The sequence below is a fragment of the Oricola indica genome, from assembly GCF_965227485.1.
GTDB classification, from domain to species: domain Bacteria; phylum Pseudomonadota; class Alphaproteobacteria; order Rhizobiales; family Rhizobiaceae; genus Oricola; species Oricola indica.
This window is the reverse complement of sequence record NZ_OZ245747.1, coordinates 604,887-631,576: the sequence shown is the minus strand read 5'-3', so window position 1 is coordinate 631,576 and position 26,690 is coordinate 604,887. Positions and strand designations below refer to the sequence as shown.

Annotated in this window: 26 protein-coding genes and 1 pseudogene; 16 read left to right on the top strand and 11 right to left on the bottom strand. The window is 63.2% G+C overall.

Annotated features, from left to right (window positions below):
* Positions 1 to 63: 63 nt before the first annotated feature.
* From ACQK2M_RS03315 to ACQK2M_RS03305, 3 genes are read right to left on the bottom strand one after another with little or no spacing between them, the layout of a single operon-like run.
* On the bottom strand, positions 64 to 3,471 hold the full coding sequence (locus ACQK2M_RS03315; RefSeq protein ID WP_425416620.1) for an error-prone DNA polymerase: 3,408 nt from the start codon (positions 3,469 to 3,471) through the stop codon (positions 64 to 66).
* The gene (locus ACQK2M_RS03310) at positions 3,468 to 5,060 is read right to left on the bottom strand and encodes a DNA polymerase Y family protein (RefSeq protein WP_425416619.1); all 1,593 of its coding nucleotides are present in this window, start codon (positions 5,058 to 5,060) and stop codon (positions 3,468 to 3,470) included. The genes ACQK2M_RS03315 and ACQK2M_RS03310 overlap by 4 nt, the downstream gene beginning before the upstream one ends.
* A complete protein-coding gene (locus ACQK2M_RS03305; protein ID WP_425416618.1) occupies positions 4,966 to 5,943 on the bottom strand; it encodes an ImuA family protein in 978 nt (325 codons plus the stop codon). Before ACQK2M_RS03305 ends, ACQK2M_RS03310 begins: the two co-directional genes overlap by 95 nt.
* A 200-nt stretch (positions 5,944 to 6,143) precedes the next feature.
* Between ACQK2M_RS03305 and ACQK2M_RS03300 the strand changes: the two are divergent.
* A pseudogene (locus ACQK2M_RS03300) lies at positions 6,144 to 6,981 on the top strand (IS1595 family transposase); the annotation flags it as partial.
* Between the two features lie 267 nt (positions 6,982 to 7,248).
* A complete protein-coding gene (locus tag ACQK2M_RS03295; RefSeq protein ID WP_425416617.1) occupies positions 7,249 to 7,548 on the top strand; it encodes a hypothetical protein in 300 nt (99 codons plus the stop codon).
* On the opposite strand, the gene ACQK2M_RS03290 is transcribed toward ACQK2M_RS03295, so the two are convergent.
* The gene (locus ACQK2M_RS03290; RefSeq protein ID WP_425416616.1) at positions 7,545 to 7,715 is read right to left on the bottom strand and encodes a hypothetical protein; all 171 of its coding nucleotides are present in this window, start codon (positions 7,713 to 7,715) and stop codon (positions 7,545 to 7,547) included. The two genes, ACQK2M_RS03295 and ACQK2M_RS03290, sit on opposite strands and share 4 nt — an antisense overlap.
* Positions 7,716 to 8,289: 574 nt before the next feature.
* On the opposite strand from ACQK2M_RS03290, the gene ACQK2M_RS03285 reads away from it, so the two are divergent.
* Positions 8,290 to 8,712, top strand: a complete 423-nt coding sequence (locus tag ACQK2M_RS03285) for a metallopeptidase family protein (protein ID WP_425416615.1) — start codon at positions 8,290 to 8,292, stop codon at positions 8,710 to 8,712.
* Between the two features lie 67 nt (positions 8,713 to 8,779).
* Here the strand turns inward: ACQK2M_RS03285 and ACQK2M_RS03280 are convergent, their stop codons facing one another.
* The 3 genes from ACQK2M_RS03280 to ACQK2M_RS03270 all read right to left on the bottom strand — a co-directional run bounded on the left by ACQK2M_RS03280 (position 8,780) and on the right by ACQK2M_RS03270 (position 10,628).
* Positions 8,780 to 9,439: a DUF1194 domain-containing protein gene (locus ACQK2M_RS03280; protein ID WP_425416614.1), complete on the bottom strand. Its 660-nt coding sequence runs from the start codon at positions 9,437 to 9,439 to the stop codon at positions 8,780 to 8,782.
* A gap of 85 nt (positions 9,440 to 9,524) precedes the next feature.
* Positions 9,525 to 9,731 carry a DUF1737 domain-containing protein gene (locus tag ACQK2M_RS03275; RefSeq protein WP_425416613.1) on the bottom strand — a complete coding sequence of 69 codons (207 nt, stop codon included), beginning with the start codon at positions 9,729 to 9,731 and terminating at the stop codon, positions 9,525 to 9,527.
* 15 nt (positions 9,732 to 9,746) lie between these two features.
* Complete coding sequence (locus tag ACQK2M_RS03270) at positions 9,747 to 10,628, bottom strand: HpcH/HpaI aldolase/citrate lyase family protein (protein ID WP_425416612.1); 882 nt, start codon at positions 10,626 to 10,628, stop codon at positions 9,747 to 9,749.
* A 59-nt stretch (positions 10,629 to 10,687) separates the two neighbouring features.
* On the opposite strand from ACQK2M_RS03270, the gene ACQK2M_RS03265 reads away from it, so the two are divergent.
* From ACQK2M_RS03265 to ACQK2M_RS03240, 6 genes are all read left to right on the top strand, one after another.
* On the top strand, positions 10,688 to 11,866 hold the full coding sequence (locus tag ACQK2M_RS03265) for an NAD(P)/FAD-dependent oxidoreductase (RefSeq protein WP_425416611.1): 1,179 nt from the start codon (positions 10,688 to 10,690) through the stop codon (positions 11,864 to 11,866).
* 75 nt (positions 11,867 to 11,941) lie between these two features.
* Positions 11,942 to 12,547: a 3-isopropylmalate dehydratase small subunit gene (gene leuD, locus ACQK2M_RS03260; RefSeq protein ID WP_223477587.1), complete on the top strand. Its 606-nt coding sequence runs from the start codon at positions 11,942 to 11,944 to the stop codon at positions 12,545 to 12,547.
* 7 nt (positions 12,548 to 12,554) lie between these two features.
* On the top strand, positions 12,555 to 12,791 hold the full coding sequence (locus ACQK2M_RS03255; RefSeq protein WP_425416610.1) for a DUF2798 domain-containing protein: 237 nt from the start codon (positions 12,555 to 12,557) through the stop codon (positions 12,789 to 12,791).
* 20 nt (positions 12,792 to 12,811) lie between these two features.
* Positions 12,812 to 13,630: a hypothetical protein gene (locus ACQK2M_RS03250; RefSeq protein ID WP_425416609.1), complete on the top strand. Its 819-nt coding sequence runs from the start codon at positions 12,812 to 12,814 to the stop codon at positions 13,628 to 13,630.
* A 110-nt stretch (positions 13,631 to 13,740) separates the two neighbouring features.
* Complete coding sequence (locus ACQK2M_RS03245; RefSeq protein ID WP_425416608.1) at positions 13,741 to 13,995, top strand: acyl carrier protein; 255 nt, start codon at positions 13,741 to 13,743, stop codon at positions 13,993 to 13,995.
* Entirely contained in the window at positions 13,996 to 15,216 is a 1,221-nt protein-coding gene (locus ACQK2M_RS03240) for a beta-ketoacyl-[acyl-carrier-protein] synthase family protein (RefSeq protein WP_425416607.1), read from the top strand.
* Here the strand turns inward: ACQK2M_RS03240 and ACQK2M_RS03235 are convergent.
* Positions 15,207 to 15,953, bottom strand: a complete 747-nt coding sequence (locus tag ACQK2M_RS03235) for an alpha/beta hydrolase (RefSeq protein ID WP_425416606.1) — start codon at positions 15,951 to 15,953, stop codon at positions 15,207 to 15,209. The genes ACQK2M_RS03240 and ACQK2M_RS03235 overlap by 10 nt on opposite strands.
* Before the next feature lie 206 nt (positions 15,954 to 16,159).
* On the opposite strand from ACQK2M_RS03235, the gene ACQK2M_RS03230 reads away from it, so the two are divergent.
* The 4 genes from ACQK2M_RS03230 (at position 16,160) to ACQK2M_RS03215 (ending at position 18,750) form a co-directional block, all read left to right on the top strand.
* Complete coding sequence (locus tag ACQK2M_RS03230) at positions 16,160 to 16,675, top strand: MarR family winged helix-turn-helix transcriptional regulator (RefSeq protein WP_425416605.1); 516 nt, start codon at positions 16,160 to 16,162, stop codon at positions 16,673 to 16,675.
* Entirely contained in the window at positions 16,672 to 17,055 is a 384-nt protein-coding gene (locus ACQK2M_RS03225; RefSeq protein WP_425416604.1) for a RidA family protein, read from the top strand. Before ACQK2M_RS03230 ends, ACQK2M_RS03225 begins: the two co-directional genes overlap by 4 nt.
* 92 nt (positions 17,056 to 17,147) lie before the next feature.
* Positions 17,148 to 18,254 carry a 3-isopropylmalate dehydrogenase gene (leuB, locus tag ACQK2M_RS03220; protein ID WP_425416603.1) on the top strand — a complete coding sequence of 369 codons (1,107 nt, stop codon included), beginning with the start codon at positions 17,148 to 17,150 and terminating at the stop codon, positions 18,252 to 18,254.
* Positions 18,241 to 18,750, top strand: coding sequence for an N-acetyltransferase family protein (locus tag ACQK2M_RS03215; RefSeq protein WP_425416602.1), 510 nt, complete (start codon positions 18,241 to 18,243; stop codon positions 18,748 to 18,750). Before leuB ends, ACQK2M_RS03215 begins: the two co-directional genes overlap by 14 nt.
* A 64-nt stretch (positions 18,751 to 18,814) precedes the next feature.
* On the opposite strand, the gene ACQK2M_RS03210 is transcribed toward ACQK2M_RS03215, so the two are convergent.
* Positions 18,815 to 19,483 carry a hypothetical protein gene (locus ACQK2M_RS03210; RefSeq protein WP_425416601.1) on the bottom strand — a complete coding sequence of 223 codons (669 nt, stop codon included), beginning with the start codon at positions 19,481 to 19,483 and terminating at the stop codon, positions 18,815 to 18,817.
* 226 nt (positions 19,484 to 19,709) lie between these two features.
* Between ACQK2M_RS03210 and ACQK2M_RS03205 the strand changes: the two genes are divergently transcribed.
* Positions 19,710 to 20,744 (top strand): aspartate-semialdehyde dehydrogenase, encoded by a 1,035-nt coding sequence (locus ACQK2M_RS03205; protein WP_425416600.1) that lies wholly within the window; start codon positions 19,710 to 19,712, stop codon positions 20,742 to 20,744.
* A gap of 128 nt (positions 20,745 to 20,872) precedes the next feature.
* A complete protein-coding gene (locus tag ACQK2M_RS03200; protein ID WP_223477598.1) occupies positions 20,873 to 21,313 on the top strand; it encodes a MarR family winged helix-turn-helix transcriptional regulator in 441 nt (146 codons plus the stop codon).
* 54 nt (positions 21,314 to 21,367) lie between these two features.
* Here the strand turns inward: ACQK2M_RS03200 and ACQK2M_RS03195 are convergent, their stop codons facing one another.
* A complete protein-coding gene (locus tag ACQK2M_RS03195; protein ID WP_425419973.1) occupies positions 21,368 to 24,568 on the bottom strand; it encodes an efflux RND transporter permease subunit in 3,201 nt (1,066 codons plus the stop codon).
* Between the two features lie 5 nt (positions 24,569 to 24,573).
* A complete protein-coding gene (locus ACQK2M_RS03190; protein ID WP_425416599.1) occupies positions 24,574 to 25,707 on the bottom strand; it encodes an efflux RND transporter periplasmic adaptor subunit in 1,134 nt (377 codons plus the stop codon).
* 300 nt (positions 25,708 to 26,007) lie between these two features.
* Between ACQK2M_RS03190 and ACQK2M_RS03185 the strand changes: the two genes are divergently transcribed.
* Positions 26,008 to 26,652, top strand: coding sequence for a TetR/AcrR family transcriptional regulator (locus tag ACQK2M_RS03185; protein ID WP_425416598.1), 645 nt, complete (start codon positions 26,008 to 26,010; stop codon positions 26,650 to 26,652).
* Positions 26,653 to 26,690 lie beyond the last annotated feature (38 nt).

The following is a 26,690-nucleotide window of genomic DNA, read 5'->3' as shown; positions in this document are numbered from 1 at the left end:
CAGGCTTAATTCTTTGGCAAAGCCCAAGACCTTGTCACACGCGACAGACCGCCGTCTCGACCGTCAATGAAAATTGCGCCCCCGGGGCATGGCCCTGGCGGTGGACTCGTCATGTTTCAGCGTCTCGTAATCGCCTCGCAGTTGCGGCGCATCCTTGAGCAGCTGCGCGAGCCGCGAGCGCGGTTTCAGCTTCTCGCGGATTTCGATGACCGGCCGGCGAACCTCATCGGCATTCGCTAGGCCCGCATCGCCGAGCTCCATGTCGCAAAGGTCGTCGCGTTCCAGTTCGGCAAGCATCGGGGTCAGATCCTCGATCCGGTCGGCGACGACGTGGATCACGCCCTTTTCGTTCTGCAGCCGGCCCGAAACGCGCACCAGCCGGGAACCCAGCACAAGCGCCCGGTAACGCTCGAAGGTCTTCGGCCAGACGATAACATTGGCGACCCCGGTCTCGTCTTCCAGCGTCATGAAGATCACGCCCTTGGCCGATCCCGGCCTTTGCCGCACGAGAACGAGGCCGGCGACATCGGCCCGACGCCCGGACGGGACAGCGTCCAGTGCCTCGTGGCGCATCACGCCCTTGCGGTCGAGCCGTCCGCGCAGAAACGAGACCGGGTGCGCCTTCAGCGACAGCGACACATAGCGGTAATCATGCACGACCTGTTCGCCCGGCGGCATCGGCGGAAGCCGCATCTCGGCCTCGCCGGCGATCTCGATGCCGGCCTCGTCCGGGTCGGCGGCCGCGCTTCCGCGCTCGAACAGCGGCAGGTGCTCCTCGGCGGATTTCGGATCCAGCGCCCGCACCGCCCAGAGCGCGGCGCGCCGGTCGAGCCCGATGGAGCGGAAGGCGTCCGCGTCGGCAAGCCGCTCGATGCATGCCCGGTCGAGCCTGGAGCGCAGCCACAGGTCGCGGACCGAGTCGTAGCCCGCACCGCGCCGCGCGGCGAGCAGCGCCATGTCCTCCTCGCGCAGGCCCTTGACCTGCCGGAAGCCGAGCCGCACCGCCTTTATCGCGTCGATGACAGTCTTCATTTCGCGGTGGCGCGGTGCGATGCGCGCGGCGGTCTCCGCCTCGTCCGCGTCCCGGTCTTCCAGCGCGTTGTCCCAGGCTGACGCGTTGATATCGACGGGACGGATCTCGACGCCATGCTCGCGCGCGTCGCGCACCAGCTGCGCCGGTGCATAAAAGCCCATCGGCTGCGCGTTGAGGATCGCCACGCAGAAGACATCCGGGTAATGCGCCTTCAGCCAGCAGGACGCATAGACGAGCAGGGCAAATGAGGCGGCATGGCTTTCCGGGAAGCCATATTCGCCGAAGCCCTCGATCTGGCGGAAGCAGCGTTCGGCGAAATCGGCCTCGTAGCCATTGGCGACCATGCCCTCGATCATCTTCTTCTGGAAGGTATGGATCGTGCCGACCCGCCGGAACGTCGCCATGGCCCGGCGCAGCCGGTCAGCCTCGCCGGGCGTGAAGCCGGCGGCGACGATGGCGATCTTCATCGCTTGTTCCTGGAAAAGCGGCACGCCGAGCGTCTTGCCGAGCACGCCTTCGAGCTCCCGGCTCGGATAGCTGACATCCTCGAGACCCTGGCGGCGCCTGAGATAGGGATGCACCATGTCACCCTGGATCGGGCCGGGCCGCACGATCGCCACCTCGATGACGAGATCGTAGAAATTGCGCGGCCGGAGCCTCGGCAGCATGGTCATCTGCGCCCGGCTCTCGATCTGGAAGACGCCCAGCGTGTCGGCCCGGCAGATCATGTCGTAAACGTCCTGCTCCTCCTTCGGGATCGAGGCCAGCGACAGTGGACGGTCGTAATGATCCTCCAGCAGGTCGAAGGCGCGGCGGATGCAGGTCAGCATGCCGAGCGCCAGGATGTCGATCTTCAGGATGCCGAGCGAATCGAGATCGTCCTTGTCCCATTCGACCATGGTGCGCCCGTCCATCGCCGACTTGGTGATCGGCACCACCTCGTCAAGCCGGTCGCGCGTGATGACGAACCCGCCGACATGCTGCGAGAGATGCCGCGGAAAGCCCATGATCTCCGAGGACAGCCGCAGGACGTTGCGCGTCGTGCGATCGTCAGCATCGAGACCGGCCGCCTGCGCCTCGCGGTCGCCGAGATCGGCGTTCGACCAGCCCCAGATGGAGCCGGAGATCGCGCCGGCGACATCCTCCGAGAGACCGAAGGCCCGGGAAACCTCCCGCGCCGCCGACCGCGCCCGGTAGGTGATGACGGTCGCCGCCAGCCCGGCCCGTTCCCGGCCGTATTTCTCGTAGATGTACTGGATCACCTCCTCGCGGCGCTCATGCTCGAAATCGACATCGATATCGGGCGGCTCGCGCCGCTCCGGCGAGATGAAGCGCTCGAACAGGAGATCGGTCAGCGCCGGATCGACCTCGGTGATGCCGATGCAGTAGCAGACCGTCGAATTGGCCGCGGAACCGCGCCCCTGGCACAGGATGTTCTGTGCGCGCGCATAGCGCACGATGTCATGCACGGTCAGGAAATAGGGCGCGTAATCAAGCTCCGCGATCAGCGCCAGCTCGTGACGGATCTGGCTCGTGACCTTCTCCGGGATGGTCGCGCCGTAACGATTATGCGCGCCCTCCCATGCCAGCCGTTCCAGCTCCGCCTGCGGCGTGGGGCTGTCGCCATAGGGCTCCTCGGGATATTGATAGCGCAATTCCTCGAGCGAAAAGTCGAGCTCGCCGAAAAAAGCCATACTTTCGGCGATGGCGGCAGGTTCGGAGCGGAAGAGCCGCGCCATTTCCTTTGCCGGCTTCAGATAGCGCTCGCCGTTGGCCGAAAGACGATAGCCGGCCTCGCCGAGCGGACTGTGCTCGCGGATCGCTGTCAGCACGTCGCCGAGAACGCGGCGCTGCGGATCGTGATAGATGACGTCGCCAACCGCCATCAGCGAAACGCGCGATGCGGCGGCGAGAGCGCGGCTCGCCTCGAGCGTCGCCCGGTCGCGCCCGTCATAGCCGGGGGTCAGCGCCAGCCGCACCGCCCGGCCGAAGCCGGATCGCAACGCGTTCAGGAAGGCGAGACAGGCCTCGTCCAGCGCCTCCGGGCGCGGCAGGACGGCAAGCGCCAGCCGCTCGCCCCATTCGAGCAGGTCGCCGCGCTCGAGCAACGGCGCGCCCTTCTCTCCGCGCAGATTGCCGGCAGTCAAAAGCCGGCACAAATTCCCCCATCCGCGCCGGTCGACGGGATAGGCGAGCACATCCGGCGTGCCGTCGCAAAAGACCAGCCGCGCGCCGGGCCGGTAGGAAAGCCCCGCCTCCTTGGCCGCCATATGCGCGCGCACCGTACCGGAAACCGTATTGCGATCGGCGAGCCCCAACCCGGCAAGCCCCAGCCGCTTTGCCGTGACCGCCAGTTCCTCGGGATGCGACGCGCCGCGCAGGAAGGAGAAATTCGATGCGGCGGCGAGTTCCGCATAGGCCGGCTCATCCTCCGTCATGCGAACATCCCGTGCAGGAACCACTCCGGCGCGACACCACCGCCCGCCGCACCGTAAAGCCCGCGGCGAAACAGCCAGTAGCGCCGCCCGTCCTCATCCTCGACGCGGTAATAGTCGCGGGGCGCGGGATGCAGGTCTTCGGACGCCTCGTGGCCCCACCACTCTCCAGCGATCCGCTCCGGCCCTTCCGCCCTGGTCACACGGTAATGCGCGCGGCGCCAGCGGAAGTGCTGTGGCGGACCTTCCGGCACGCCGGCCACCACCTCGACCGGTTCCGGCCGTGCGAGAAGCCTCGCGGGACGCGGCACCGCGGGTGGCACAGACATTTTATTTGCCGGCAAAGGAGATGTATCTTGCGGAGCAGGCCGCAACTCTTCGGCGCGCTCCGGCTCGTGACTTTCGACCGCCTGCAGGCGTGAAACCGGATGCCGCGCATCCACCGGCGCATTGGCGCCGAGCCGCGCGGCGATGCGATCGAGCAGGATGGCGAGATCGGGATCGCCACCATCCGTCCCGTCGGAAAAGTCGCCCTGCCCGTCATCCATCGCGCCGTCCGCCAGCACGGACAGCCGGACCACGTCGAAGCCGAAACCGGCATCCAGTTCGTCGCCGACGCTCGCCAGCCGTTCGCGGAACAACTTGACGACGGTTTCGGGATCGCGCACCGGGCGCGACGCGCCGACGCAAAGCCGGTAGACGACGCCGTCGACGCGAAACAGCGCATATTCCAGCGCCCGCGCGCCCGCGCCGCGACGTTCCAGCCCGCCCTGCAGCCGGATCGCCAGCGCCAGCAGCAATTGCTCGACATCCTCGATACGACCGACCGGCTCGGCAAGCCGGCGCTCCGCCGAAAGCGCCGGCACCGGAAGGCGCGGCGAGATCGCCTCCTCGACAGCGCCGAGCGCCTGGTCGAGCCGGAGCAGGCACTGCCGCCCGAAACGGCGGGCCAGCGGCGCGCGCGGCGCTTCGGCGAGCTGGCGGACGGTCTTCAGACCGACCTTGGCGAGACCGGCCAGCGTCTCGCCGTCAAGCCTGAGCGCGGCAAGCGGAAAAGGGCCGAGCACGGGCGCCTCCGCGCCCGGTTCGACGATCAGCGGCCCGTCGGCAAACCGTGCCGCCGCCCAGGCGGCCCCCGGCGTCGCGGCGACCGAGGCACACGCCGTGAACCCCTGCTCGAACAACCGCGCAAGCAGATCGGCCAGAAGCCCCTGCTCGCCGCCGAACAGATGCGCGCAGCCGGTGATGTCGAGAAACAGCCCGTCCGGCGCGTCGAGCGCCACCAGCGGCGTGTAGCGGTCGCACCAGTCGGCCAGCGCGGTCAGCAGGCGGCGGTCGGCCTCCGCGTCGGCGGGCACGATGTCGAGATCGGGATGGGCGGCGCGCGCATCGGCCAACCCCTGACCGCGCCGAAGGCCCCGCGCCTCCGCCGCCGCGTCGAGGCCGGCGATGCGCATGGCGTTCTTCTCCTTGTGCGCGGTGACGAGCGGCGGCGCTTCAGCTCCCGTCTGCCGCCATGTCCTGCCGTGGCGGCCCCGCGCGATGCGGTCGGTCGAAAGATGCGGAAAGGTCAGCGCCAGGATGCGCCGCACCGGGGAATGCGACGAGCGTGCCGCGCTCGCCGGCGGCGGCGTCACGGCGGTCGCGGCGGCGTTCGTCCCGTTCGGTAAAGAATATGCGTTCATGGCTGTTCCAGTGCAGCAGATGGGTCCGCCCGGCGGGACCGGCCTTGTTCTTCTCGATCGTCACGGCGAATCCCGGCGGGCCGATACCGCCCGGCACGGCGCGGGCATGCGGCGTGCCTGCCAGCACCATCGCCGGCGCGGACGGAGCCGGCGCGAGGACGAGGCGGAGCGGAGCGGCGGTCGCGTCGGCCTCCGCCGACTGGCGCAGCAGCAGGACCGGCCGCCCGGAAGCCTGGCCGCGCCGATGCAGGCGCTGCGTCTCGCGCAGGCCAAAGCCCGGCGCCGCGCCGCGCATGTCGAGCACCGTTGCGGCGAGGCCGCGCGTGCGCGCCGCTTCCTCGGCGACCCACAGCGCATCGCAAAGCCGTTTCGGCTCGACCAGCAGGAGTCGCTCCGGCGCGAGACCCAGAGCGCAAAGCCCGCGCCCGTGCGGCAGCCCGGCCTCGGCAAAAGCGCCGCGCGCGCCGATCCACAGGACGGGAAGCCCCGACAGGAAGCCCGGCGCGGCCGCCAGCGACAGCAGCGCGGCGACGAAGCCGGAGGCCGTTCCCGCATCACGCGCCGCGCGGGCGTGAATCTCGGTCAGTCCGGCCAGCGCGATGCCGCCATTCAGTTCCCGGTCGAAGTCCGCGACGCCGGTGGCCAGGACCGTGTCCCGCCCGGCTTCCGGGCCGCCGGACCAGCCCTGGCCCCCTTCGGCGAGGGCCGGCGGAGCCTTCTCAATGCTGGCAATCTGCCGGCGCAGGGACAAAAGCGTCGCCCGCGCCGCGGCGCGTTGTGCTGACGCCATGGCGTTCGTCCCGTGTTCCTGTTTTAAAATCCGGCCGCAGCGTGTTCATTCACGCATTCGCGGCTATGTTCTTGTTATGTTCCTATTGAATCCGACAAACCGCCAAAGAGTCAAGATGGATGGGGGAAAGAATTTATTCCCAATTATATACTTAACGTACCACGCCAGATTCCACATATGAGAATCAAGGAGATACGGTCATGTTCGACATCACCAACGAGATCTACACAGACGCCGACAAGGCCCGCGAGCACCTTGAAGCCATTCACTGGCCGCATGGCCCGATCTGCCCGCATTGCGGCAATATCGATCCTGCCCGCATCAAGAAGCTGGAGGGCAAGTCCACGCGCCCCGGCGTCTACAAGTGCAATGAATGCCGCAAGCCGTTCTCCGTGACTGTCGGCACCGTGTTTGAACGCTCCAAAATCCCGCTCAACAAGTGGGTGCTGGCAACGCATCTTCTTGCGTCATCCAAGAAAGGTATGTCGGCTCACCAACTGCACCGCATGCTTGGAGTGACCTACAAGACCGCGTGGTTCATGGCGCATCGCATCCGCGAGGCAATGAAAGAGGACGTGTCCACTTCCGGCCCGATGGGCGGTGAAGGCCAGACAATTGAAGCCGACGAAACATATTTCGGTCGCCGCGAGGATGGCTATGTTTCTCCGCACCGCAAGGGACGCCCCTACCTCAAGCGCAAGAAGCCCATGAAGCGCTCTGTCGTTGCCCTCGTTGAGTGGGGCGGTAAGGAGTACGGCGCGCACAAGACTGTGTGTGAAGCATTCGGCCAACGAGTACGTCCGATATGAAGGCGACAAGGTGATTCACACCAACACTATCGAAAATGCGTTCTCCGTATTTAAGCGCGGCATGATCTGTGTTTACCAGCATTGCGGCGGAGCGCACCTGCACCGCTACTTTGTAGAGTTCGACTTCCGTTATAATCGCCGCGCCGCCTTGAAGGTTTCGAACACGGAACGAGCAGAACAACTGCTTGAAGCCGCTCGCGGCAAGCGCCTGACCTACCGAAGGACTAACGAAGTCCGGTCACGCTTAAGCAGAAAGCACGCCGACTGCTTCGCAAGCGGAAGAAAAAGGCCCTGTGAATTGCGAGAATCAGGCTGTTCGCGCCTTGTTCCCGCTGCCCAAGTCATGCCCCAATAGAAAACGGCGGTGATTCTCTCCCCAGAGCACGCACCGCCGTTCCAGAAACCAACCACAGGGGCCGGCATCGAATATGGAAACCCACTCTACTCAAGCCATCGATCCGGTCAATCAACCTGTGGTCAAAAACAGGAGCCTTCGATGGCGAACTTTCTTATCTCGTATGACCTGAACGGGCCTCGCCCGACACATAAGCAGATGGATGATCATTTGCAGGCGTTGGGGCCAAGCTTCGTGCGTGCCCGCATTCTTGAAACGGTCTGGTATGTCGCTGGTCCGTCAACCTCAGTTCTGTTGCGGGAATATGTCCAGCGTATCCTGAGCAACAATGATCTTCTAATCGTGGCAGAGGTGGACAATGCAGCATGGACAAAGCTCCTTGTTGACGGGCCTGCCTTCAAGACAACGTTCGAAGCCAACGAACGCCGTAAGGCAGCTTAACGGTCAGCGCTTTCCCGGTCCTTACCGGGCTTCTCTTGTTTCTCGTCCTTCCCGGTCTTCGGATCGGGAGGGGTTTTGAGCAGGCGACGCAATACCTCGTCGCCCTTTTCTTGGTCTTTGTCTTTTGGAGTTTCTGTCATGTGGTCACCTTTAAAGGGGCTTTTCATCCTCTTGTCCGACGAGGACGCCAATAAGTTCAACGGCTTCGAGAACGATTCACATCGCTTCGAAGCGCGAAGGATCGGTGAGGACCAGCATATCGTGGGAGAGAATATCTTAGAAAACCCGGCATACGCCCCGATAATTCCAGAACTTATGCTGCTCCCTCGTTCCGCATCATATGCCTAAAAAATACCCTCCTAAAGACAAGCCGAGCTACGCGTATTGCTCACCGGAGATTGAGTTCTTCAGCAGCCGCTTTCACGATCTTTCCCGCGAGATTCATTCGTTTGGCGATCACTTATATCGCTACTTTCCTGACATGACTCTTGAACGATAACTAAAATCTCCCGCGCAGCCTCCTGCGCGCTCTCAAAAATTACATCGTACTGGTCGCTTAAATAGCGCGCCAATAGATCGATTGTTCCCGGCCTGTCACGCACAAATCACCCTAGGAATTTATTCTGGTACGTCAACTATATAATTTTGAAACTATTCCTCTAAATATGCGCCATTTCCCGCCCCCTCGCGCGGGCCGCAAAGACGCGATATAGAGGGCGCGAAAACGATGCAGAAAACACCATGGACCGCACTGACCAGAGCGGCGACTGGGCCGACCGGCTCTCGCCCGACCTCGCCACCATCGAATCGATCGCGCTGACGGCCTATTCGCACCTGCCGCAGGAATTCCGCGCGCTCACCGGCGACGTGCAGATCGTCATTGCGAACTTCCCGACCGAGGAGATCAGCGACGATCTGGGTCTCGAAACCCCGTTCGACCTGCTCGGCCTGTTCGAGGGGCGCGGCGTCGCCGAGCGCTGGAACCCCGGCACCGGCGAGCAGGTCAACCGCATCACGCTCTATCGCCGCGCCATCCTCGACTACTGGTCGGAAAACGAGGAATCGCTGGGCGACATCATCACCCATGTGCTGATCCACGAACTGGGTCACCATTTCGGCCTCTCCGACGCCGACATGGAACGTATCGAGGAAGCAGCCGAGTAAGGCCGGGCGATACTGCCTGGCAGGATTTCGCCATCGGCGCCGCAAAAGGGCGGTTTTTTCCGCAGGCTTAGCGGAGGTAGCGCGAACCCGCGACGTCGTCCGCTTTTCCCTCGCCCGGCGCGGACAGGGAACTGAGCGCCGCACCATTGATCTCGCGCAGGAGCTTGCGCTTCATCGCCGCCTCGTAATCGGCAAAATCGCGCGCGATCTCGACGAAGGCGCCCGGACCGTGGATCACTTCGGCGCGGTAATAGGCCACCGGGTCCGGCTTCTCGCCCTCGATGACCAGACCATTCACCGTGACATTGGAAAAATCGAAATTCTTGAAGGCGAGCGCCGGTTCGTAACCCTCGTTGTTGACGCCGTCGCCCGACACATCGACCACGGCGCGCGCGCAGGAAAGCGGCGCGCGAGACAAGCGGATCGCCGAATGGCCGAGCGCGTAACCGAGCGCCGTCGGGAATTCGTCGAACCCGCGCTCATGCAGCCCGATCGCCCCCGCGAAGGCAAAAACATCCGCCTCGCTGGCAAGAAACGTCCATGGCACGATGTCGACGACCTGGGTGCGCCCGCTCCATTCGAACGCCATCGCCTGGATGCCGCCGGCCTCGACGATCGCCTGCACGATGGAGGGATCGCGCAGCGCACGCGACAGGCCGCCCATCTGCAGGGCAAACTCGTTCTCGTCGATGCTGGAGGACACGTCGAGCGCCAGAACCAGCGACACGCCGCATCGCGATTGAGCGGAGACCGGGCCCGACAAGAGGCCGCAGAGAAGGATTATCGCGACAAGAACCCGGATACCGCCGCTCCTATTGTTCGCCGAGTTTCATCGCGGGGTCGTATTCCTCGCCCTCGACGGTCTTCACCACCGCCTGCGCGCAACGCAGGGAATGGGTCTGGGCATCGAAGGCATAGGACGGCGAGCCATGCAGCGACCAGCCCTTGTTCAGCGCCGCGGTCACCTTGTGGCAGAAGGTCGAATCGTCCGGGCCTGTCAGCAGGCGATAAAGCTGCATGAATTTCCTGTCCTTTCAGCCGCCCTGCTGGAGAGCGGCAAGCGCCAGCGTGCGGCGCGCTTCTTCAAGATGCAATCGTTCCACCATGCGTCCGTCAAGCCCGATCACGCCGGCATCACGGTTTTCCGGCCGCTCGAAAGCTTCGACGATCGCGTTTGCTTCGGCCTCGCGCGCCTCGGAAATGCCGAAAATCTCATTCGCAACGGCGATCTGGCCCGGATGGATCAGCGTCTTGCCATCAAAGCCCATCGCGACCGAACGGCCGCATTCCGAACGGAAACCATCATCGTCGCGAAACGCGTTGAAAACACCGTCCAGCACGTCGAGCCCGAAGGCGCGGGCGGACAGGACGAGATCCGCCATAAGAGGCATCAGTACCGCATGGTCCCGGCCCGGCAGGCGCAGATCCTTGGCGAGGTCGTTGGTGCCCGCCACGAGGCAATCGAGCCGGGAACCCGGCGTTTCGCCCCATTCGGCGATCTGGCCGACATTGAGAAAGGCCTTCGGCGTCTCCATCATCGCCCACAGCCGGATCGCGTCGGCGGCGTCCGTTTCGGCCAGCATGTCGGCGACATCGGCAATATCGCGCGGCATGTCGACCTTGGGGATCAGGATCGCGTCCGGTTTGCAGGCGCGCGCGGCGAGGAAATCCTCCGGGCCGAACGCGCTCGAAAGCGAATTGATGCGGATGACGCGCTCGCAGCGGCTTTCGGGATTCGCCTTGAAATGATCGCGCAGCCTTTCGCGCGCCTCCTCCTTGGCGGCCGGCGCGACCGCATCCTCCAGATCATAGATAACCGCGTCGCAAGGCAGCGAAACGGTCTTGGCGACGGCCTTTTCGTTGGAGGCGGGCACGTAGAGAACGGAGCGGCGAAGGCGAAGCGGGCGCTTGGTCATCGCCACGTTTGACAATATTGCGCGACACCCCGCAAGTAGCGTTGCGAACGGAGTCGCCCATGACCCATCAAAGCTGCGATATCGCGATCATCGGCGGCGCACTGGCCGGCGCGGCGACGGCCTGGCACCTCGCCCGGCTCGATCCCGGCGCCTCCATCGCCGTGTTCGAGCGCGATCCCGCCTTTTCCCGCGCCGCCACGGCCCTTTCGGCCTCGGGTATCCGGCAACAATTCTCGCGTGCCGAAAACATCGCCCTGTCCCGGCGCTCGCTGGATTTCATGCTGAATGCCTCAGAAAATTTCGGAAACGAAACGAATATCGGCTTTCGCGAAAACGGCTATCTCCTCCTCGCGAGCGATGCCGGCCGCGAGGCGCTCGCAGCCAATCATGCGGTGCAAAAGGCATGCGAGGCCGATGTCGTCTTGCTCGATCCGGCCGCGCTGGCCCAAAGATTCGGCTGGCTCAATCTGGAGGGCGTCGCAGCCGGGTCCTTCGGACTGTCGCGCGAGGGCTGGTTCGACGCCATGGCGCTGCTCTCCGCCTTCCGGCGAAGCCTGAAAGCGCATCCGAGCGTGACACTCGCAACCGGTTCGGTCGCTTCGATCGACAGCGCCGATGGCAGAGTCAGCGGCCTGCGCCTCGATGACGGCTCGCAATGGCGCTGCGGCACGATCGTCATCGCCGCCGGGCCATCCTCCGGCGCGGTCGCGCGCATGGCCGGCCTCGACTTTCCGGTCGAGCCGCGCAAACGCACCGTGTTTTTCTTTCACGCGAAGGACCGTTTTCCGGACATGCCGCTGACCGTCGACCCGACAGGCCTCTATGTCCGACCCGAGGGTGACGGCTACATCACGGGCATTTCACCGCGCCCGGACGCGGACGGTCCGGCCGACCCCGACGATTTCGACCCGGACTGGCCGCTTTTCGAGGAGACGATCTGGCCGCTTCTCGCGGAACGCGTTCCCGCTTTCGAGGCGATCAAGCTGCACTCTGCATGGGCCGGTCACTACGACTACAATCCCTTCGATCGCAACGCGCTGATCGGCATCATGCCCGGTATCGGCGGGCTTTACGCGATATCCGGCTTTTCCGGCCACGGCGTACAGCAGGCCCCGGCGGCAGGCGAAGCGCTCGCCGAATTGATCCTTTTCGGCGAATATCGATCGGTCGATTGCACAGCCTTCGCGCCCGATCGCGTCGCCGCCGCACGGCCTTTCGCCGAGCGCAATATCATTTGACGCATCGACAGCGCTTCATTTTTGCTGCGCGCTTTGCTATTGGCCTGCCGAGAATTCCAAGCGAAAGCGGTCACCATGGACAAGTTCACCACGCTGAGCGGCGTCGCCGCGCCCCTTCCGATCGTCAATGTCGACACCGACATGATCATTCCGAAGGACTATCTGAAGACCATCAAGCGCACCGGCCTGGGCAAGGGCCTGTTCGCCGAGATGCGCTACAATGAGGATGGCAGCGAGAATCCGGACTTTGTCCTCAACAAGCCGGCCTACCGCAATTCGAAGATCCTCGTCGCCGGCGACAATTTCGGCTGTGGCTCCTCGCGCGAACACGCGCCTTGGGCCCTGCTGGATTTCGGAATTCGCTGCGTGATCTCGACCTCGTTTGCCGATATTTTCTACAACAACTGCTTCAAGAACGGCATCCTGCCGATCGTTGTCAGCCAGGAAGACCTGGACAAGCTGATGGACGATGCCGAGCGCGGCTCCAACGCCACGTTGACGGTCGATCTCGAATCCCAGGAGATCAAGGGTCCCGATGGCGGCTCGGTGAAGTTCGATATCGACGCCTTCAAGAAACACTGCCTGCTCAACGGCCTCGACGATATCGGCCTGACCATGGCGAAATCCGCCAAGATCGACACGTTCGAATCACAACTCGCCGAAAACCGCCCCTGGGCCTGACGTACCCTTGAAGCTCTTTGTTCCCCGGCGGCTCGAGCCCGTCATATTCGGATTGCTGCTGACCGGCATGATGAGTGCGCTGGTATCCGGCCTCTCGACCTTTCTCGCGGCCGGCGCCGTGGCCGGTTTCGCCGCGCTCTGGGCGAAGGCATGGCTGTCGTCATGGGTGCTCGCATTCCCGTCGGTACTTGTCGTCACGCCGATTGTGCGCAAAATCCTCCACAGGATCGTCAAGCCCGACTGATCCGGAAAGCGAGGCGGGACATGAAGACGTTCATCGGTTGTCTGGTCGCGGCCATGGCGTTTGCCGGCATGGCAATGCCGGTCAAGGCCCAGGATCAGGGAATTCCTTTTGCCGGCGGAACGATCCGCATCGCCGAAAACGACGATTACGAACGTGTCGTCACCTTCGACGACCGCGAGATCGCGCGCGACTACATGGTCTTCTTCGACCGGATCGTCTCCATAAACGACACCGAAGTCGCCTTGATTTCCATCGGACCGGGCGGCAATGCCTGCGGGGCCAACACGCTGATGGTCTGGCCTGACGGGGAAGGCGGCGTGAAGACCGATTCGCTGCCCGGCGACTGCGGCTGGCCTGCTCCGGCCGTCTCCGATTACCGTATCCTTTTCGTTCCCTGGGTCGGGCCCGGGGAGGAACTGGCCATCCGCAGCTGGCAGCCGGATGCGGGCTTCTCGATGGCCGGAATGCTGCGATTCGCACCCGAACCGGGCACGACGTGGTCGGACCTGACCGCCGACCCCGCACGCCACCCGATCGACTATTTCCTGAACGAGGCGCTGTTCACAGCCGCGTCAAACGCGCTGGGAGACGATCTGGAGGAATATGCGACAGGCTTGCGCGTCTCCTCGGAAATGGAGGAGGTCGGCGACGCCCTGTTCGCCGCCAGCGGATGCGTGCCGCATAATTGCGGCGGCGCCGATTCGCTGCTCGTGGTCGATCTGAAGTCGGAAACGGCCTGGTTCGCGCAGATGCGCGGTAACACCGTCGCCCACTGGCCGGAACTCGACAAATGGCCCGAGCCGGCACGCACTCAGCTGAGCCGCCTCGGCATCAACTGATCGAACGCATACCGGTCCGCCAGATTGACATTCGTTTTTCCTTCGGAGCAAAAAGGAGGGCGGGGGTCGGCAAACAGTTTGCCGGTGAAGCGTTTCAGGGAAGTTTTTTAATGGCGGCCACGGTTCTCGACACGACAATACGGATCATCGCGGAAAAGACGGAAATCGATCCGGACAAGATCAAGCCGGACACCGAGCTGGAGTCGCTTGAAATCGAATCGCTCGACCTCGCGGATATCATTTTCGAGCTCGAGGACGAAATCGACATCGATATCGACCTAAACGCGGCGTCCGCATGGGATAAGCTCAAGACCGTCTCCGATATCGCGGATTCGGTATCGGCCCTGATCGACAAGGGCAATTGAATGACAAGACCGCGCGTGGTCGTCACCGGCATCGGAGGCCTTTGCTGCCTCGGCCGGAACGTCGATGAAATCTGGCAGTCGATGCAGGCGGGACGGTGCGGCATCGGTCCGCTCACCATCGCCGACAAGGACGATCTGAAAACCGACATCGCGGGCGAGATAAAGGAACTCCCGCCGCACGAATTCGACCGCCGCAAGCTGACCTCGACAGGTCGGATCGGCCTTCTGGCGGCGCTTGCGGCTGCCGAAGCGCTGAAACAGGCGGGGCTATCGGCCGAAGACCGCCCACCGATGCGCATTGGCGCGGTAACCGGTGTCGGCGTCTATGGCGGCGATGCCGTCGAGGCGGCCTACCGGGCGATTTTCCTGAATCACAAGAAACGCACAGATATTTTCACGGTGCCAAAGGCGATGCCGTCCACCGCCGCGGTGCATACCAGCATGATCCATGGCCTGACCGGCCCGGTTTTCGGTGTCACGTCCGCCTGTTCCTCCTCCAATCACGCATTCTTGTCAGCGCTCGACCTCTTGCGAGCGGGCCGTGCGGACGCGATCGTCGCCGGAGGCTCGGATGCGCCGCTTTCCTATGGAGTCGTCAAGGCTTGGGAATCCATGCGGATCCTCGCCAAGACCGGCTGCCGGCCGTTTTCCGCCGACCGCGAGGGCCTGGTGCTCGGCGACGGCGCGGGCGCGCTGGTGCTGGAAACGCTTGAAAGCGCGCAAAAGCGCGGTGCGCCGATCCTGGCTGAGCTGCTCGGCGCGGGCATGTCGGCCGATGCGAGCGATATCGTTGCGCCGACGCTCGAAGGTCCGGTCACAGCCATACGCGAATGCCTCGCCGATTCCGGCCTGGATATTTCCGACATCGACTATATCAACGCGCACGGCACGGCGACGCTCGGCAACGACCGTACGGAGACCGCGGCGATCCGCGAGGTATTCGGCAAGCATGCGGACGGGATTTCGGTGTCTTCGACGAAATCGATGCATGCCCATTGTCTTGGCGCATCCGGCGCGCTGGAAGCCATCGCCTGCATCAACGCGATCCGTGACGGCGTCATACCGCCGACGGTGAACTACACCGAGCCCGATCCGGAATGCGATCTCGACATCACGCCGAACGAAGCCCGCAAGCGCGATGTAAGCGTGGCGGTCAGCAATTCCTTCGCCTTCGGGGGCGCCAATGCCGTCGTGGCGTTCCGCGCATACGATCAGGCGTAATCGCGCACCAGCGCAATCGGCTTTTCGTCGGCATCATCCTGTCCGGCGGTGACATAGGTTGCGATCGCGGCATGAACGCTTTCGTCGCGAAGCACGCGGCGATGACCGAGCCCGCTGGTCGTATGCAGCCGGACATGCCGTCCGGCGCGCGCCATGCGTAGCGCATCCGTATAGAGAACTTCCGTATCGTCCATGTCGTGAACGACAAGGACCGGGAGATCCGTATCGGCGAGCTGGTCACCCGCGACGAACAGATCGAGCGACCGGCCCAGCAATGACAACACGCGCCGCTCCAGCGCCTCCTGCGCCACTGGCGGCAAGCCGATTCGGCGGCCGAACCAGCGAAACAGCGCCGGCAGGGAATTGGGTGCTCCAATGGTGACCAGCCTCTCCGGCCGCCGCGCGGGGACGCACATCGCCGAGCCGAGCGCCGTGTTCAGCACGACGGAACCGCCGAAGGAATGCCCGATCATCGCATCGAATGGTCCATGATGACGCCATGCGGCATCGACCGCCTCGATACCTTTGCCGAGATGCAGATGGCGACCGGTCGATGCACCATGACCCGGCAGGTCGAGCAGCACAGTGTCGATACCGGCATCGTTGAGCGATCGGGCAAGCGCCAGCAGGTGCAGCGAGCGCGAGTTCCAGCCATGCACGAGCAACGCCTTCCGGCCGACCGGCTGCGCCGACGGCATGTCCCATGTCGCGACGAGGCCGCCGGCGTGTTGCAGCATCAGGGGACGGACTCCCTCCGGCATTCCCGTGGTCCCGGACGTTCCCTTCGGCCGTGCCGTCCGCGTGAAGAGCCTGAACGCGAAGTCGGCGGTGGTTTTTGGCCAGAGGGTGCCCGCGCGTGCGACCAATCCCTTTGCAATTCGTTGTCCCGCATGCATCATCGGCATAAGACCTTATGTTCAACCATGAACAGAATAGTACAACGATGAACAATAAACAAGGTGTCTCGCAGGACTCCGCCGTCGAAGACGCGCCGATGTGGGCGAATCCGCGATTCCGCAACTGGATCGCCGTTGCCCGCGCCTGCCATCTCGTTCAGCAGGAGCTGGCGCGCAAGCTGAAGTCACTGGACCTCAAGACGCCGCATCTCGACATCATGGTGAATCTCGTCCGGTCGCCGGGCATCAGCCAGCAGGACCTCGCCCGCAAGCTGTTCGTCGGCCGGTCCAACATGACCATGCTGCTGCCACAACTCGAAAAGCGCGACCTCGTGGAACGCAGGCCGGATCCCGGCGACCGTCGGGCTCTGCGCCTCTACCTGACGCCGCAAGGCGAGGCGCTTGCCAAAGAGGCGATCGCGATACAGGCCGGAATCATCGACGACATCATGTCGCTGTCGACACCGGAGGAATGCGAGATGGTCGGCGATTGCATGCGTCGTATCGCCGCTCACCTGCTCGGCCATTCCGATGATGCCGACAAGACGGAGAACACACGATGAAAACGCGCCGCCTGGTTTCCACCGGTTCGCCCTTCGAGAAGGAGGCCGGCTATTCGCGCGCCGTCGTCCAGGGTGACTGGTGTTTCGTGTCCGGCACCACCGGTTACGACTACGCAACCATGACCATGCCGGAAAGCGTCGCGGCGCAGACCGAGAACATCCTTCGCACCATCGACGATGCGTTGGCCGAAGCCGGCTTTTCGCGCAGCGATGTCGTGCGCGCGCAATATACAGTCACCGATGCATCTTTTGCCGACGAAGTATTTCCGATCCTGGGACGATATTTCGATGGAATCCGGCCCGCGGCCACAATGGTCGTCGCCGGATTGATCCAGCCGGAAATGAAGGTCGAGATCGAGGTGACCGCGCTGCGCGGCTAGGCGCCTGGCGGCAGGAAGCAACGGCCAGTTGAATTCGCGCCGTACAGCCTCTATTGCCCTCATCGACACTTCAAACCGACGGATATCCAGATATGACGACGCGTTCCCTCTTCCTTCTCCCCGGCGACGGTATCGGCCCCGAGGCCATGACCGAGGTCCGCAAACTGATCAGCCACATGAACGAGAAGGAAGGCGCCGGCTTCGTCACCGACGAGGGACTGGTGGGCGGCTCGGCCTATGACGCGCATGGCAAGGCCATTTCGGACGCGGACATGGAAAAGGCGATGGCGGCCGATGCGGTGCTGTTCGGCGCGGTCGGCGGACCCAAATGGGACGGCGTGCCTTACGATGTGCGCCCCGAAGCCGGCCTCCTGCGCCTGCGCAAGGACATGGCGCTGTTTGCCAATCTGCGCCCCGCCATCTGCTACCCCGCGCTCGCCGCGTCCTCCTCGCTGAAGCCGGAAGTCGTGGAAGGCCTCGACATCCTGATCGTGCGTGAACTGACCGGCGGCGTCTATTTCGGCGAACCGAAGGAGATCATCGATCTCGGCAACGGCCAGAAGCGCGGCATCGACACGCAGGTCTACGATACGTTCGAGATCGAGCGCATCTCCGGCGTCGCCTTCGAACTCGCGCGCACTCGCGCCAACAAGGTCTGTTCGATGGAAAAGCACAATGTGATGATATCGGGCGTGCTCTGGAAGGATGTCGTCACCGAGACCCACAAGGCGAAATATTCCGATGTCGAGCTGACCCACATGCTCGCCGATGCCGGCGGCATGCAGCTCGTGCGCTGGCCCAAACAGTTCGACGTCATCGTCACCGACAATCTCTTCGGCGACATGCTGTCCGACGTTGCCGCCATGCTGACGGGCTCGCTGGGCATGCTGCCTTCGGCGTCTCTCGGCGCGCCGGACCCTGTTTCCGGCAAGCGCAAGGCGCTCTACGAGCCGGTACACGGTTCCGCGCCCGACATCGCCGGCCAGGGCATCGCCAACCCGATCGCCATGATTGCGTCCTTCGCGATGTGCCTGCGCTATTCCTTCGCCCTGATCAACGAGGCCGACCGGCTGGAAAAGGCGATTTCCGCCGTCCTCGACAAGGGTCTCCGCACCGGCGACATCATGTCCGACGGTTGCACGAAGGTGACCACAGGCGAAATGGGAGACGCCGTGCTCGAAGCCTATGCCGGAGCATGACGCTATCACCGTCCGCTGGGCGGAACCCGGCGATCGCACCGCGATCGTCGACCTCGTCGAACAGACAAAGCGCCACTATGGCGAAGAGCCGGAAACAGCCGCCGCGACGGAAGCCGCCGTCGCTGGTTGGCTCACATCGAAACCGGGCCATGCGCTCTTCGCCATTGCGCTGGTGGATGATACTGCGGCGGGATATGCGAGCGTCGCGGTCACCCCGCCTGCCATGGGGCTTTCCGCCGCGCTCTACTTGAAAGAGCTGTACGTCTCAGACAGCGTGCGAAGCCTTGGCATCGGCCGCGAACTGCTCACCTTTCTCGCCGAATTCTGTCTCTCCGAAAACATCGAATGCATCGACCTGACAACCGCGGCCGACAACGACGCCGGAATTCGCTTCTACGAACGCGAGGGCGCGGAAATCCAGCGCCAGAAGGTGTCGTTGCGTTTCGAAACGTCGAGCCTGGAACGGCTTGCGACCCGACCGGACGGAACAGGCTAGCCAAGCCCGACGCGCCGAGACAGGGTGATCCCCGCCTCGGTCGTCAACTCCCGGAGAATGCGGCCTACTGCCAGGTCGTGAAACCGATCGACAGCGTCTTGGGCGATCCGCCGGAAAGCGCATTGATGCGGAACTGGGAAATCCGGCCTTCGTTCGTCTTGGCGCAGATATAGCTGCCGACCGGAAGGTCGCTCAACGACACGCGATCCCGGGTCATCCGCGCAGAGGCGCAGCCCGCCGCACCGCGATTGGCGCGGTTGCCGACGCCGATGCGTGCGCCGTTCTGCGGAACGAGATAAAGCAACGCCCGCGTCTCGGCCTGGAACCAGAAATCCGCGCCGTTGCGCGTCACCGCGCCACGGTCGAGATCGAACAGGTAAGTCTGCGGGATATCAAGCCGCCCGGTCGCCGAGGTTCTAGGTCCGCCACCGCCGGACGCCTGGCAATCGAACCCGCCGCGCGCGGCCCGGCAGGTCTGGCCCCGCGGCGCCTCGCGCTGGATGCTGCCCGATGACCCGTAAATGCACATCAAGGCGGGCTTTCCGCCGATGGCCTGAACCTTTGTTTCCGACAGCCGGTTGATCATGGGTGTGGTCCACCAGCCGGAAGGGAGACTGTCGGTGATCGTGCGCCGCGCCTGGTCGAGCGGACACCGGATGAAGTCGGCGCTGGCTTCGGATGTCGCGCCGGCAATCACGGCCAGGACGGCCGCGGCCTTGATGAGGATGTGCATGGTCTTTTCTCCTTGCGTCGCCGGAAGCGGCGTTTGCGAGGAGACTAAACGCGGCCGACTGAAGCCCGATGTTGACTTTCGCACAGTCCTGCATCAAAACGCCGCCACCATGAGCACCGCAACGTCGAAAACCACGAAGACGACCTGACCGCTCCGCCCCTCACTCTCCCGGGGGCGGGACGAGTGGTGCTTGCCAAGCAAAGGGGAGAGAGGAGCAAGAAGGGCCATGGGCTTTACAATCGCCATCGCAGGCGCAACCGGCAATGTCGGTCGCGAAATGCTCAACATACTGGAAGAACGCGGCTTCCCGGCAGACAAGGTCGTGCCGCTCGCCTCGCGCCGGTCCATCGGGCAGGAAGTCTCCTACGGCGACAAGACACTCAAGGTCCAGGCGCTGGAAAACTACGACTTCTCGGAAGCCGATATCTGCCTGATGTCGGCGGGCGGCAACGTGTCGAAGGAGTGGTCGCCGAAGATCGCGGCCAAGGGCTGCGTCGTCATCGACAATTCCTCGGCATGGCGTTACGATTCCGACGTTCCGCTGATCGTTCCCGAGGTCAATGCCGACGCGGTCGAGGGCTTCCGGAAAAAGAATATCATCGCAAACCCGAACTGCTCCACGGCGCAGCTCGTCGTCGCCCTGAAGCCGCTGCACGACACGGCGACCATCAAGCGTATCGTGGTATCGACCTATCAATCGGTCTCGGGCGCCGGCAAGGAAGGCATGGACGAGCTCTTTACCCAGACGCGCGCGGTCTTCGTATCCGATCCGCTGGAGAACAAGAAGTTCACCAAGCGCATCGCCTTCAACGTCATTCCCCATATCGACGTCTTCATGGAGGACGGCTACACGAAGGAGGAATGGAAGGTCCTGGCCGAAACCAAGAAGATGCTCGACCCGAAGATCAAGGTTACCTGCACCGCAGTGCGCGTGCCCGTCTTCATCGGCCATTCGGAAGCCGTCAATATCGAGTTCGAGAAGCCGATCACGGCCGACGAGGCCCGCGAGATCCTGCGCGAGGCCCCGGGCTGCCTCGTCATCGACAAGCATGAGGACGGCGGCTACATCACGCCCTACGAAAGCGCCGGCGAGGACGCGACTTATATCAGCCGCATCCGCGAGGACGCCACGGTCGAAAACGGCCTCAACATCTGGGTCGTCTCCGACAACCTGCGCAAGGGCGCGGCGTTGAACACGGTGCAGATCGCCGAACTCCTGGTCAATCGTCACCTGATCGAGCCGAAGAAGAAGGCCGCCTGATTGGCGACTGTTCGATACCGGGCGGGGAGGGGAACCTTCCCGCCTTTTTCATGCGCCGCACCGCGGCAAATTGTGCATTCCGGGCGGACGCACTGGAATGCTTAGGTTGATATCAATATAATTCGGCGATGAAAAAAACATCTGCCTTTCCCTTCGAGTCCACGCTCGAGGTGCGCGACGCATGCCTGTGCCTGCATCTGCAACGCGCCGCGCGCAAGGTCGCGCGCATTTTCGACGACGCCTTTCGACCGCTCGGCATTACCAACGGGCAGTTTTCGCTCCTGATTTCGCTCAACAGACCGGAACCGCCCGTCATGGGCGATGTCGCCGCACTGCTGGCGCTTGATCGAACGACATTGACGGCCAATCTGAAACCGCTTGAACGGCGCGGCCTCGTGGTCGTTTCTCCCGATCCGAACGATCGTCGCAGCCGGCGTCTGGCATTGACCGCCGAGGGCGAGGAACTGATGAACAGGGCCTATCCGATCTGGCGCGAAACCCATGCGCTGATCGACAAAATGATCGCCGATCCCGACCGCCTGCGCACCGATCTGCTGGCCCTTTCCTGAACGAAAAAGGCCGGCTACACAGCCGGCCTTTTTGATCCATCTGTCGTCCGGGGCCTATTCGGCGGCTTTCGGAAACTCGTGCACGTTCTCATAGGGCTCGGACTGCTCTCCGGTCTCGGCTTCTTCGTTCTTCGGCTGTTCGGCAACTGCCTTCTTCTTGCGACGAAACAGCTTGGCGAGCAGGCTGCGATCATCGGCAATCCAGGCATTGTCGCGCGTGAACACCATCAGGGCGGCCGGGGTCACCACCAGCGTCAGCATGGTGGAGAAGGCGAGGCCGAACACGATCGCGCTCGAGAGGGAGATCCACCATTGCGTCGATGGCGCGCCGATCGTCACCTCATGGCTGAGAAGCGCCAGGTTGACGCCGAAGGCGATCGGCAGCACGCCCAGAATGGCCGTGATCGCCGTCAGCATGACCGGACGCACGCGTTCGCGGCAGGTTTCCAGAACCGCTTCAAGCTTGTCCCAGCCTTCCGAACGCAGATGCACATAGGTGTCGATCAGGACGATGTTGTTGTTCACGACCACACCGGCCAGCGCGATCGTGCCGACCGCTGTCATCACGATCACGAAAGGCTGTTGCATGATCAGAAGACCGAGCAGCACGCCGACCGTCGACATGACGACGGCTGTCAGCACCAGCCAGACGTAAGTGAACCGGTTGAACTGGGCGAGCAGCAACGCGAAGATCAGGAAGATCGCGACCCCGAACGCCTTGCCGAGGAAGGCCGAAGCCTCCGCGCTTTCCTCGTTCGAGCCGCCAAGCTTCCACCGCACGTTTTCAGGCAAGTCGAGCGTGGGCAACGCGTCCGCCACCTGCTGCTGATAAACCGAATCCTGCGCGCCTTCAGTGAGGTTCGCTGACACGATGACCGTGCGTGTACCGTCGATGCGCTTGAGAGTGCCAAGGCTCTTGGCCGGTTCGCGCGTCACGAAATTCGAAAGAGGCACCGAACCCTGCGGGGTCTCGATCCGCAACTGCTCGAGTGTCGACAGGGTGCGCCGGTCTTCCGGCAGGCGCAACCTTATATCGACCGCGTCATCGGCGCCGGCCGGACGATAATCCGACAATTTAAGGCCGGTCGTCACGAGCTGCACGACCGTCCCGACGGAACCGGGGCCGATGCCGTATTTCGCTGCCTCGGTGCGATCCACCTTCAGCTCCCAGTCGATCGACGGCGGCGGCGCGCCGTCCGAGAGGTCGATGACCTCCGGAATCGTGCGCAGGTAATTCGCGACGGTCGCCGCAGCCTCGTCGAGCCCCTCCGGATTGCTCGCGGACAGTTCGACCTGGATCGGCTTGCCTTGCGGCGGACCTGCATCCGGAACCGAAACCTCGGCCTCGACGCCGGGAAGGCCGGAAAGCGCGCCGCGCAGATCCGTCAGGATCTCGCTGGCTTCCTTGCGCTCGCGCCAGTCGACAAATTCGTACTGGATCGTTCCGATGACATCTTCGTCCGGCGAACCGCCCATTCCGCCGCCACCGCTCGAAGCGCCGACGCGGGTATAGACGGTTTCAATTCCGGGCCAACCGAGCACACGCTCCTCGACCGTCGATACGGCCTCGTCCTGCTCGTCGAGCGACAGGTTTCCGCGCGCATGCACATAGACGAGCCCGTATTGCGGCTCGACGCTCGGGAAAAACTCGGTCCCGCTATTGTATTTGCCATAGGCGAAGACGATTCCGACCATCAGGGCCGAAACGAAGCCAAGCGTCGGCAGCGGATGACGCACCGCTTTCTTGACGACCGCCATATAGAGCCCGTCCGGCTTGCGCTCCTCGACCACGGCCTTGCCGAAGATAGAGCCGAGCGTCGGCGCGAAGAACAGGGCGTAGAGAATGGAGGCCGACAGGGTGAAGATCAGCGTCAGCGGGAGATAGCCCATGAACTCGCCGACAATGCCGGGCCAGAACAGAAGCGGCGAGAACGCGGCGATACGCGTCGCGGTCGCCACCACGACCGGACCGAACATGCGCCGCGCGGCTTCCGCAAAGGCGGGGCCGGACGGCATACCCTCGGTCATGCGCCGCTCTGCGTATTCAGTCACGATGATCGCATCATCGACCAGCATGCCGACGGCCAGGATCAGGCTGAACAGCACGACGAGGTTGACGGTCAGCCCGGCCAGCGAAAGCGCGAGGATGCCCATCAGGAACGAGGTCGGGATCGCCAGACCGATCAGGATCGACGACCGGATGCCGAGGAAATAAAGGATCACGATGAAGACGAGGATGACCGCCGTCAGAACGGAGTTCTGGAGGTCCTCAAGCAGCGTGCGGATGTCGGTCGACTTGTCCTGGCTGTAGGTGACTTCGACACCGGTCGGCAAGTTGGCCTTGAACTCCTCGGCCGCCGCTTTCACGCCATCCACGGTTTCGATCAGGTTTGCGCCGGTGCGCTTCGATACCTCGATCGCGACAGCCCGCTTGCCGTTCAGCCGCGCCTTGCTTTTCTCGTCCTCGAAGGTGGACCGGATCGTCGCTAGGTCCCGGGCGCGCACGACGGCATTGCCGTTCGCCGCGATCGGCAGGTTAGCGACATCCTCGACCGTCTCGATCAACGCCGGCACCTTGACGGCATATTTGCCTTCGCTACCTTCCAGCGTGCCGGCCGCAACGAGCTGGTTGTTGGCCCTCACGCCGCCGATCATCTGGTCAAGCTGGAGATTGTAGGAGGAGAGTTTCGCCGGATCGATGATCACCTCGACCATCTCGTCGCGCGAACCCTGCAAATTGGCCTCAAGTACGCCGGACACGTCCTCGATCTTTTTCTGCAATTCCTTGGCGGCACGCGTCAGGACGCGCTCCGGCGCATCGCCCGAAAGCGTCACGACCAGAACCGGGAATTCCGAGATGTTGACCTCGTTGACGGACGGTTCGTCGGTCCCGTCGGGAAACTCGCGCTTGGCGTCGTCCACTTTTGAGCGGACATCCTCCAGCGCCGTCGAAAGATCGGCGTCAGGTTCGAATTCGAGAACGACGTTGCCGCCGCCCTGGTAGGCGTTGGACGTCATCTTGTCGACGCCCTTGATATTCTGAACCTGGGTCTCGACGGGCCGCACAAGCATGCGTTCCGCATCTTCGGGCGAGATGCCCTGAAGATGCAGGCTCACATAGATCACCGGAATCTGGACATCCGGCTCGGCCTCTTTCGGCACGTTGATATAGGCCACGGCGCCCGCAACGATGATGAAGATCAGCGCCGTGATCGTCAGTCGCGCGTTGTTGACCGCGACTCCGAGGAAATTCAGCATGTTCAGATCGCTCCCGCGGATGCTTCCTCGATAAGCCGCTGGATGGTCTCCCCATCGGCCTCGACCGGTTTCACCTTCACGCCGTCACCGACGAAATTCTGGCCGGCGACGATCACCCGGGCGCCTTCCGGAATGCCCCCGAGTATCAGCGCACCCGTGGAATCGTCGACGATGTCGATCGGGTGGAAGACGACGACGTCATCTTCGTTGACCGTGCGCACGCCGATCTCGCCGTCGTCGTTGAGTGCCACGACGGACCGCGGTACGGGCGTCGCCAGGACCGGCTCGCCACGCAGAACAACTTCTGCCGTCATTCCGGCCGGGATCGCGAGTTCCGGGTTGGATACCTCGACTTCGACCGTATAGGTGCGGGTCGCCGCCTGCGCGGATCTGCTTATGTAGCGAATCGTACCCGTCACCGTGGACCCGTCGACCAGCCGCAGATCGGCCGGGTTGCCGACCTTGACCACGCCAAGGTCGCTTTCGTTCACTTCGCCGGTGCCGATAATCGGATCGAGCGCGATAAGAGTGGCGACCGGCGTCCCGGTCGACACCGACGCACCTTCCTCGACATCGACGGAATCGACCACCCCGTCATAGGCTGCCACGACTTCCAGTTTGTCGACTTCGGCCTGCGCCGCCTCGACCTGGCTTTCTGCGGCGCGCAATGCGGACTGCGCGGCATCGCCCTGCAGTTTCGCCAGCGTGCCCTGTTCAACGAGCTTCATCTTGGCTTCGGCTTCCGCCTTCGCCTGTTCCAGCGCCTGTTCGGCTGAACGCAGCGCGGAAATACGGCCTTCCGGCGCGATACGGGCGATGACGTCGCCTTCCTTGACGATAGCGCCTTGCTTGACGGCGAGTTCACCGATGATCCCTGGAGCGCGCGCCGTCAGCGTCGTCACCTTGTCAGCCTTGGTCACGCCGGAAATATTGACCGAACGCGCGTGCCGGATCTGCGGAATCACCGCGACGCCGACAACCTGCAGCGTTTTGGATGGCTCGGACGCGGCGGCCTGTTCGGCCGGCGTTTCGCTCGCACTTTCCTGGGCGCTTCCAACCGACGAGAATTCGCCGGTGGCGATCCATGCGGCCGAGCCAAGGAAAACAAGAATGGCTATGTAGCGGTTCGCTTTCATATTCGTCTCTTCGATACGTCGGGAACGGGCCAGCGCCAGGAAACTGACTTCAAATGGCCGCGAGCACTACTTGTTCAACACTTCCGATCTTATGACCGGTCGATTCTTAACATTTACGGGATCGATTGTTGTTGGATTACCACATATTGCACTGCACAAAACAATCCATCATCGACTACGCGAATTGAATCTCTCTGTTAAGAGGCAAGTTGCGAAATAGTATTCCCTCTTGGAAATCTCGTGAACGCGGAACGATGTTCAGCGCATACGCCGTTTGACAAATTGACAAAATAACGAAAAATGTCATACCGTCAAGTGATGATGCTCCACACCACTCCAGACAAACGCGGAACGATTCTCGCCGCCGCCTTCGAGGTTTTCATAAGCTACGGCTTCCGGAAAACCTCGATGGACGATATCGCACGCGCCGCCGGCATGTCGCGTCCGGCGCTCTATCAGGTCTTCCGGAACAAGACGGAGATTTTCCGCGCCGCCAGCCAGAGCCTTCTCGTCAAGTTCGGCCACGAGACGCGTGCCGCGTTCGACAGCGACAAGCCCTTCGCCGAGCGGCTTTTCAACTCCATAGACCAGAGCATCCTCTCGCTGCACCGCAAGATCGATGCGACCCCGCATGGCGCGGAACTCATGGGCGTCAACGCGGAAGTCGCAGGCGACATCGAGGAGAAATGGTGCGACATGATGGTCGATGCGATTGCCGAAGGCGTCACCGAAGCCGAAAGCAGGGGCGAGATCGCGCTCGCGCCGCTCGGTGTGGATGCACACCGGGTTGCGACAATCGTCATGCAGGCCATGGAAGGCATGAAGGCGAAATACCTGCGTGGAGAACCGATCGAGGACGATGTTCGCCACATGGTGAATTTCGTCGCTGGTGCCCTCGCCATTTCCATAAGAACCACCAGCGAGTGCAAATCAGGTCTTGGCTGAACATCAGCATTGGAATGCGCGTTCGAGCCGAAGGCGAG

Bases quoted from the DNA above. Each gene is read 5' to 3' on its own strand.
- ACQK2M_RS03315 (WP_425416620.1), bottom strand. From the start codon at position 3,471: ATGACGGAGGATGAGCCGGCCTATGCGGAACTCGCCGCCGCATCGAAT.
- ACQK2M_RS03305 (WP_425416618.1), bottom strand. From the start codon at position 5,943: ATGGCGTCAGCACAACGCGCCGCGGCGCGGGCGACGCTTTTGTCCCTG.
- ACQK2M_RS03295 (WP_425416617.1), top strand. From the start codon at position 7,249: ATGGCGAACTTTCTTATCTCGTATGACCTGAACGGGCCTCGCCCGACA.
- ACQK2M_RS03290 (WP_425416616.1), bottom strand. From the start codon at position 7,715: ATGAAAAGCCCCTTTAAAGGTGACCACATGACAGAAACTCCAAAAGAC.
- ACQK2M_RS03285 (WP_425416615.1), top strand. From the start codon at position 8,290: ATGGACCGCACTGACCAGAGCGGCGACTGGGCCGACCGGCTCTCGCCC.
- ACQK2M_RS03275 (WP_425416613.1), bottom strand. From the start codon at position 9,731: ATGCAGCTTTATCGCCTGCTGACAGGCCCGGACGATTCGACCTTCTGC.
- ACQK2M_RS03270 (WP_425416612.1), bottom strand. From the start codon at position 10,628: ATGACCAAGCGCCCGCTTCGCCTTCGCCGCTCCGTTCTCTACGTGCCC.
- ACQK2M_RS03265 (WP_425416611.1), top strand. From the start codon at position 10,688: ATGACCCATCAAAGCTGCGATATCGCGATCATCGGCGGCGCACTGGCC.
- leuD (WP_223477587.1), top strand. From the start codon at position 11,942: ATGGACAAGTTCACCACGCTGAGCGGCGTCGCCGCGCCCCTTCCGATC.
- ACQK2M_RS03250 (WP_425416609.1), top strand. From the start codon at position 12,812: ATGAAGACGTTCATCGGTTGTCTGGTCGCGGCCATGGCGTTTGCCGGC.
- ACQK2M_RS03245 (WP_425416608.1), top strand. From the start codon at position 13,741: ATGGCGGCCACGGTTCTCGACACGACAATACGGATCATCGCGGAAAAG.
- ACQK2M_RS03240 (WP_425416607.1), top strand. From the start codon at position 13,996: ATGACAAGACCGCGCGTGGTCGTCACCGGCATCGGAGGCCTTTGCTGC.
- ACQK2M_RS03235 (WP_425416606.1), bottom strand. From the start codon at position 15,953: ATGCTGCAACACGCCGGCGGCCTCGTCGCGACATGGGACATGCCGTCG.
- ACQK2M_RS03230 (WP_425416605.1), top strand. From the start codon at position 16,160: ATGAACAATAAACAAGGTGTCTCGCAGGACTCCGCCGTCGAAGACGCG.
- ACQK2M_RS03225 (WP_425416604.1), top strand. From the start codon at position 16,672: ATGAAAACGCGCCGCCTGGTTTCCACCGGTTCGCCCTTCGAGAAGGAG.
- leuB (WP_425416603.1), top strand. From the start codon at position 17,148: ATGACGACGCGTTCCCTCTTCCTTCTCCCCGGCGACGGTATCGGCCCC.
- ACQK2M_RS03215 (WP_425416602.1), top strand. From the start codon at position 18,241: ATGCCGGAGCATGACGCTATCACCGTCCGCTGGGCGGAACCCGGCGAT.
- ACQK2M_RS03210 (WP_425416601.1), bottom strand. From the start codon at position 19,483: ATGCACATCCTCATCAAGGCCGCGGCCGTCCTGGCCGTGATTGCCGGC.
- ACQK2M_RS03205 (WP_425416600.1), top strand. From the start codon at position 19,710: ATGGGCTTTACAATCGCCATCGCAGGCGCAACCGGCAATGTCGGTCGC.
- ACQK2M_RS03200 (WP_223477598.1), top strand. From the start codon at position 20,873: ATGAAAAAAACATCTGCCTTTCCCTTCGAGTCCACGCTCGAGGTGCGC.
- ACQK2M_RS03190 (WP_425416599.1), bottom strand. From the start codon at position 25,707: ATGAAAGCGAACCGCTACATAGCCATTCTTGTTTTCCTTGGCTCGGCC.
- ACQK2M_RS03185 (WP_425416598.1), top strand. From the start codon at position 26,008: ATGTCATACCGTCAAGTGATGATGCTCCACACCACTCCAGACAAACGC.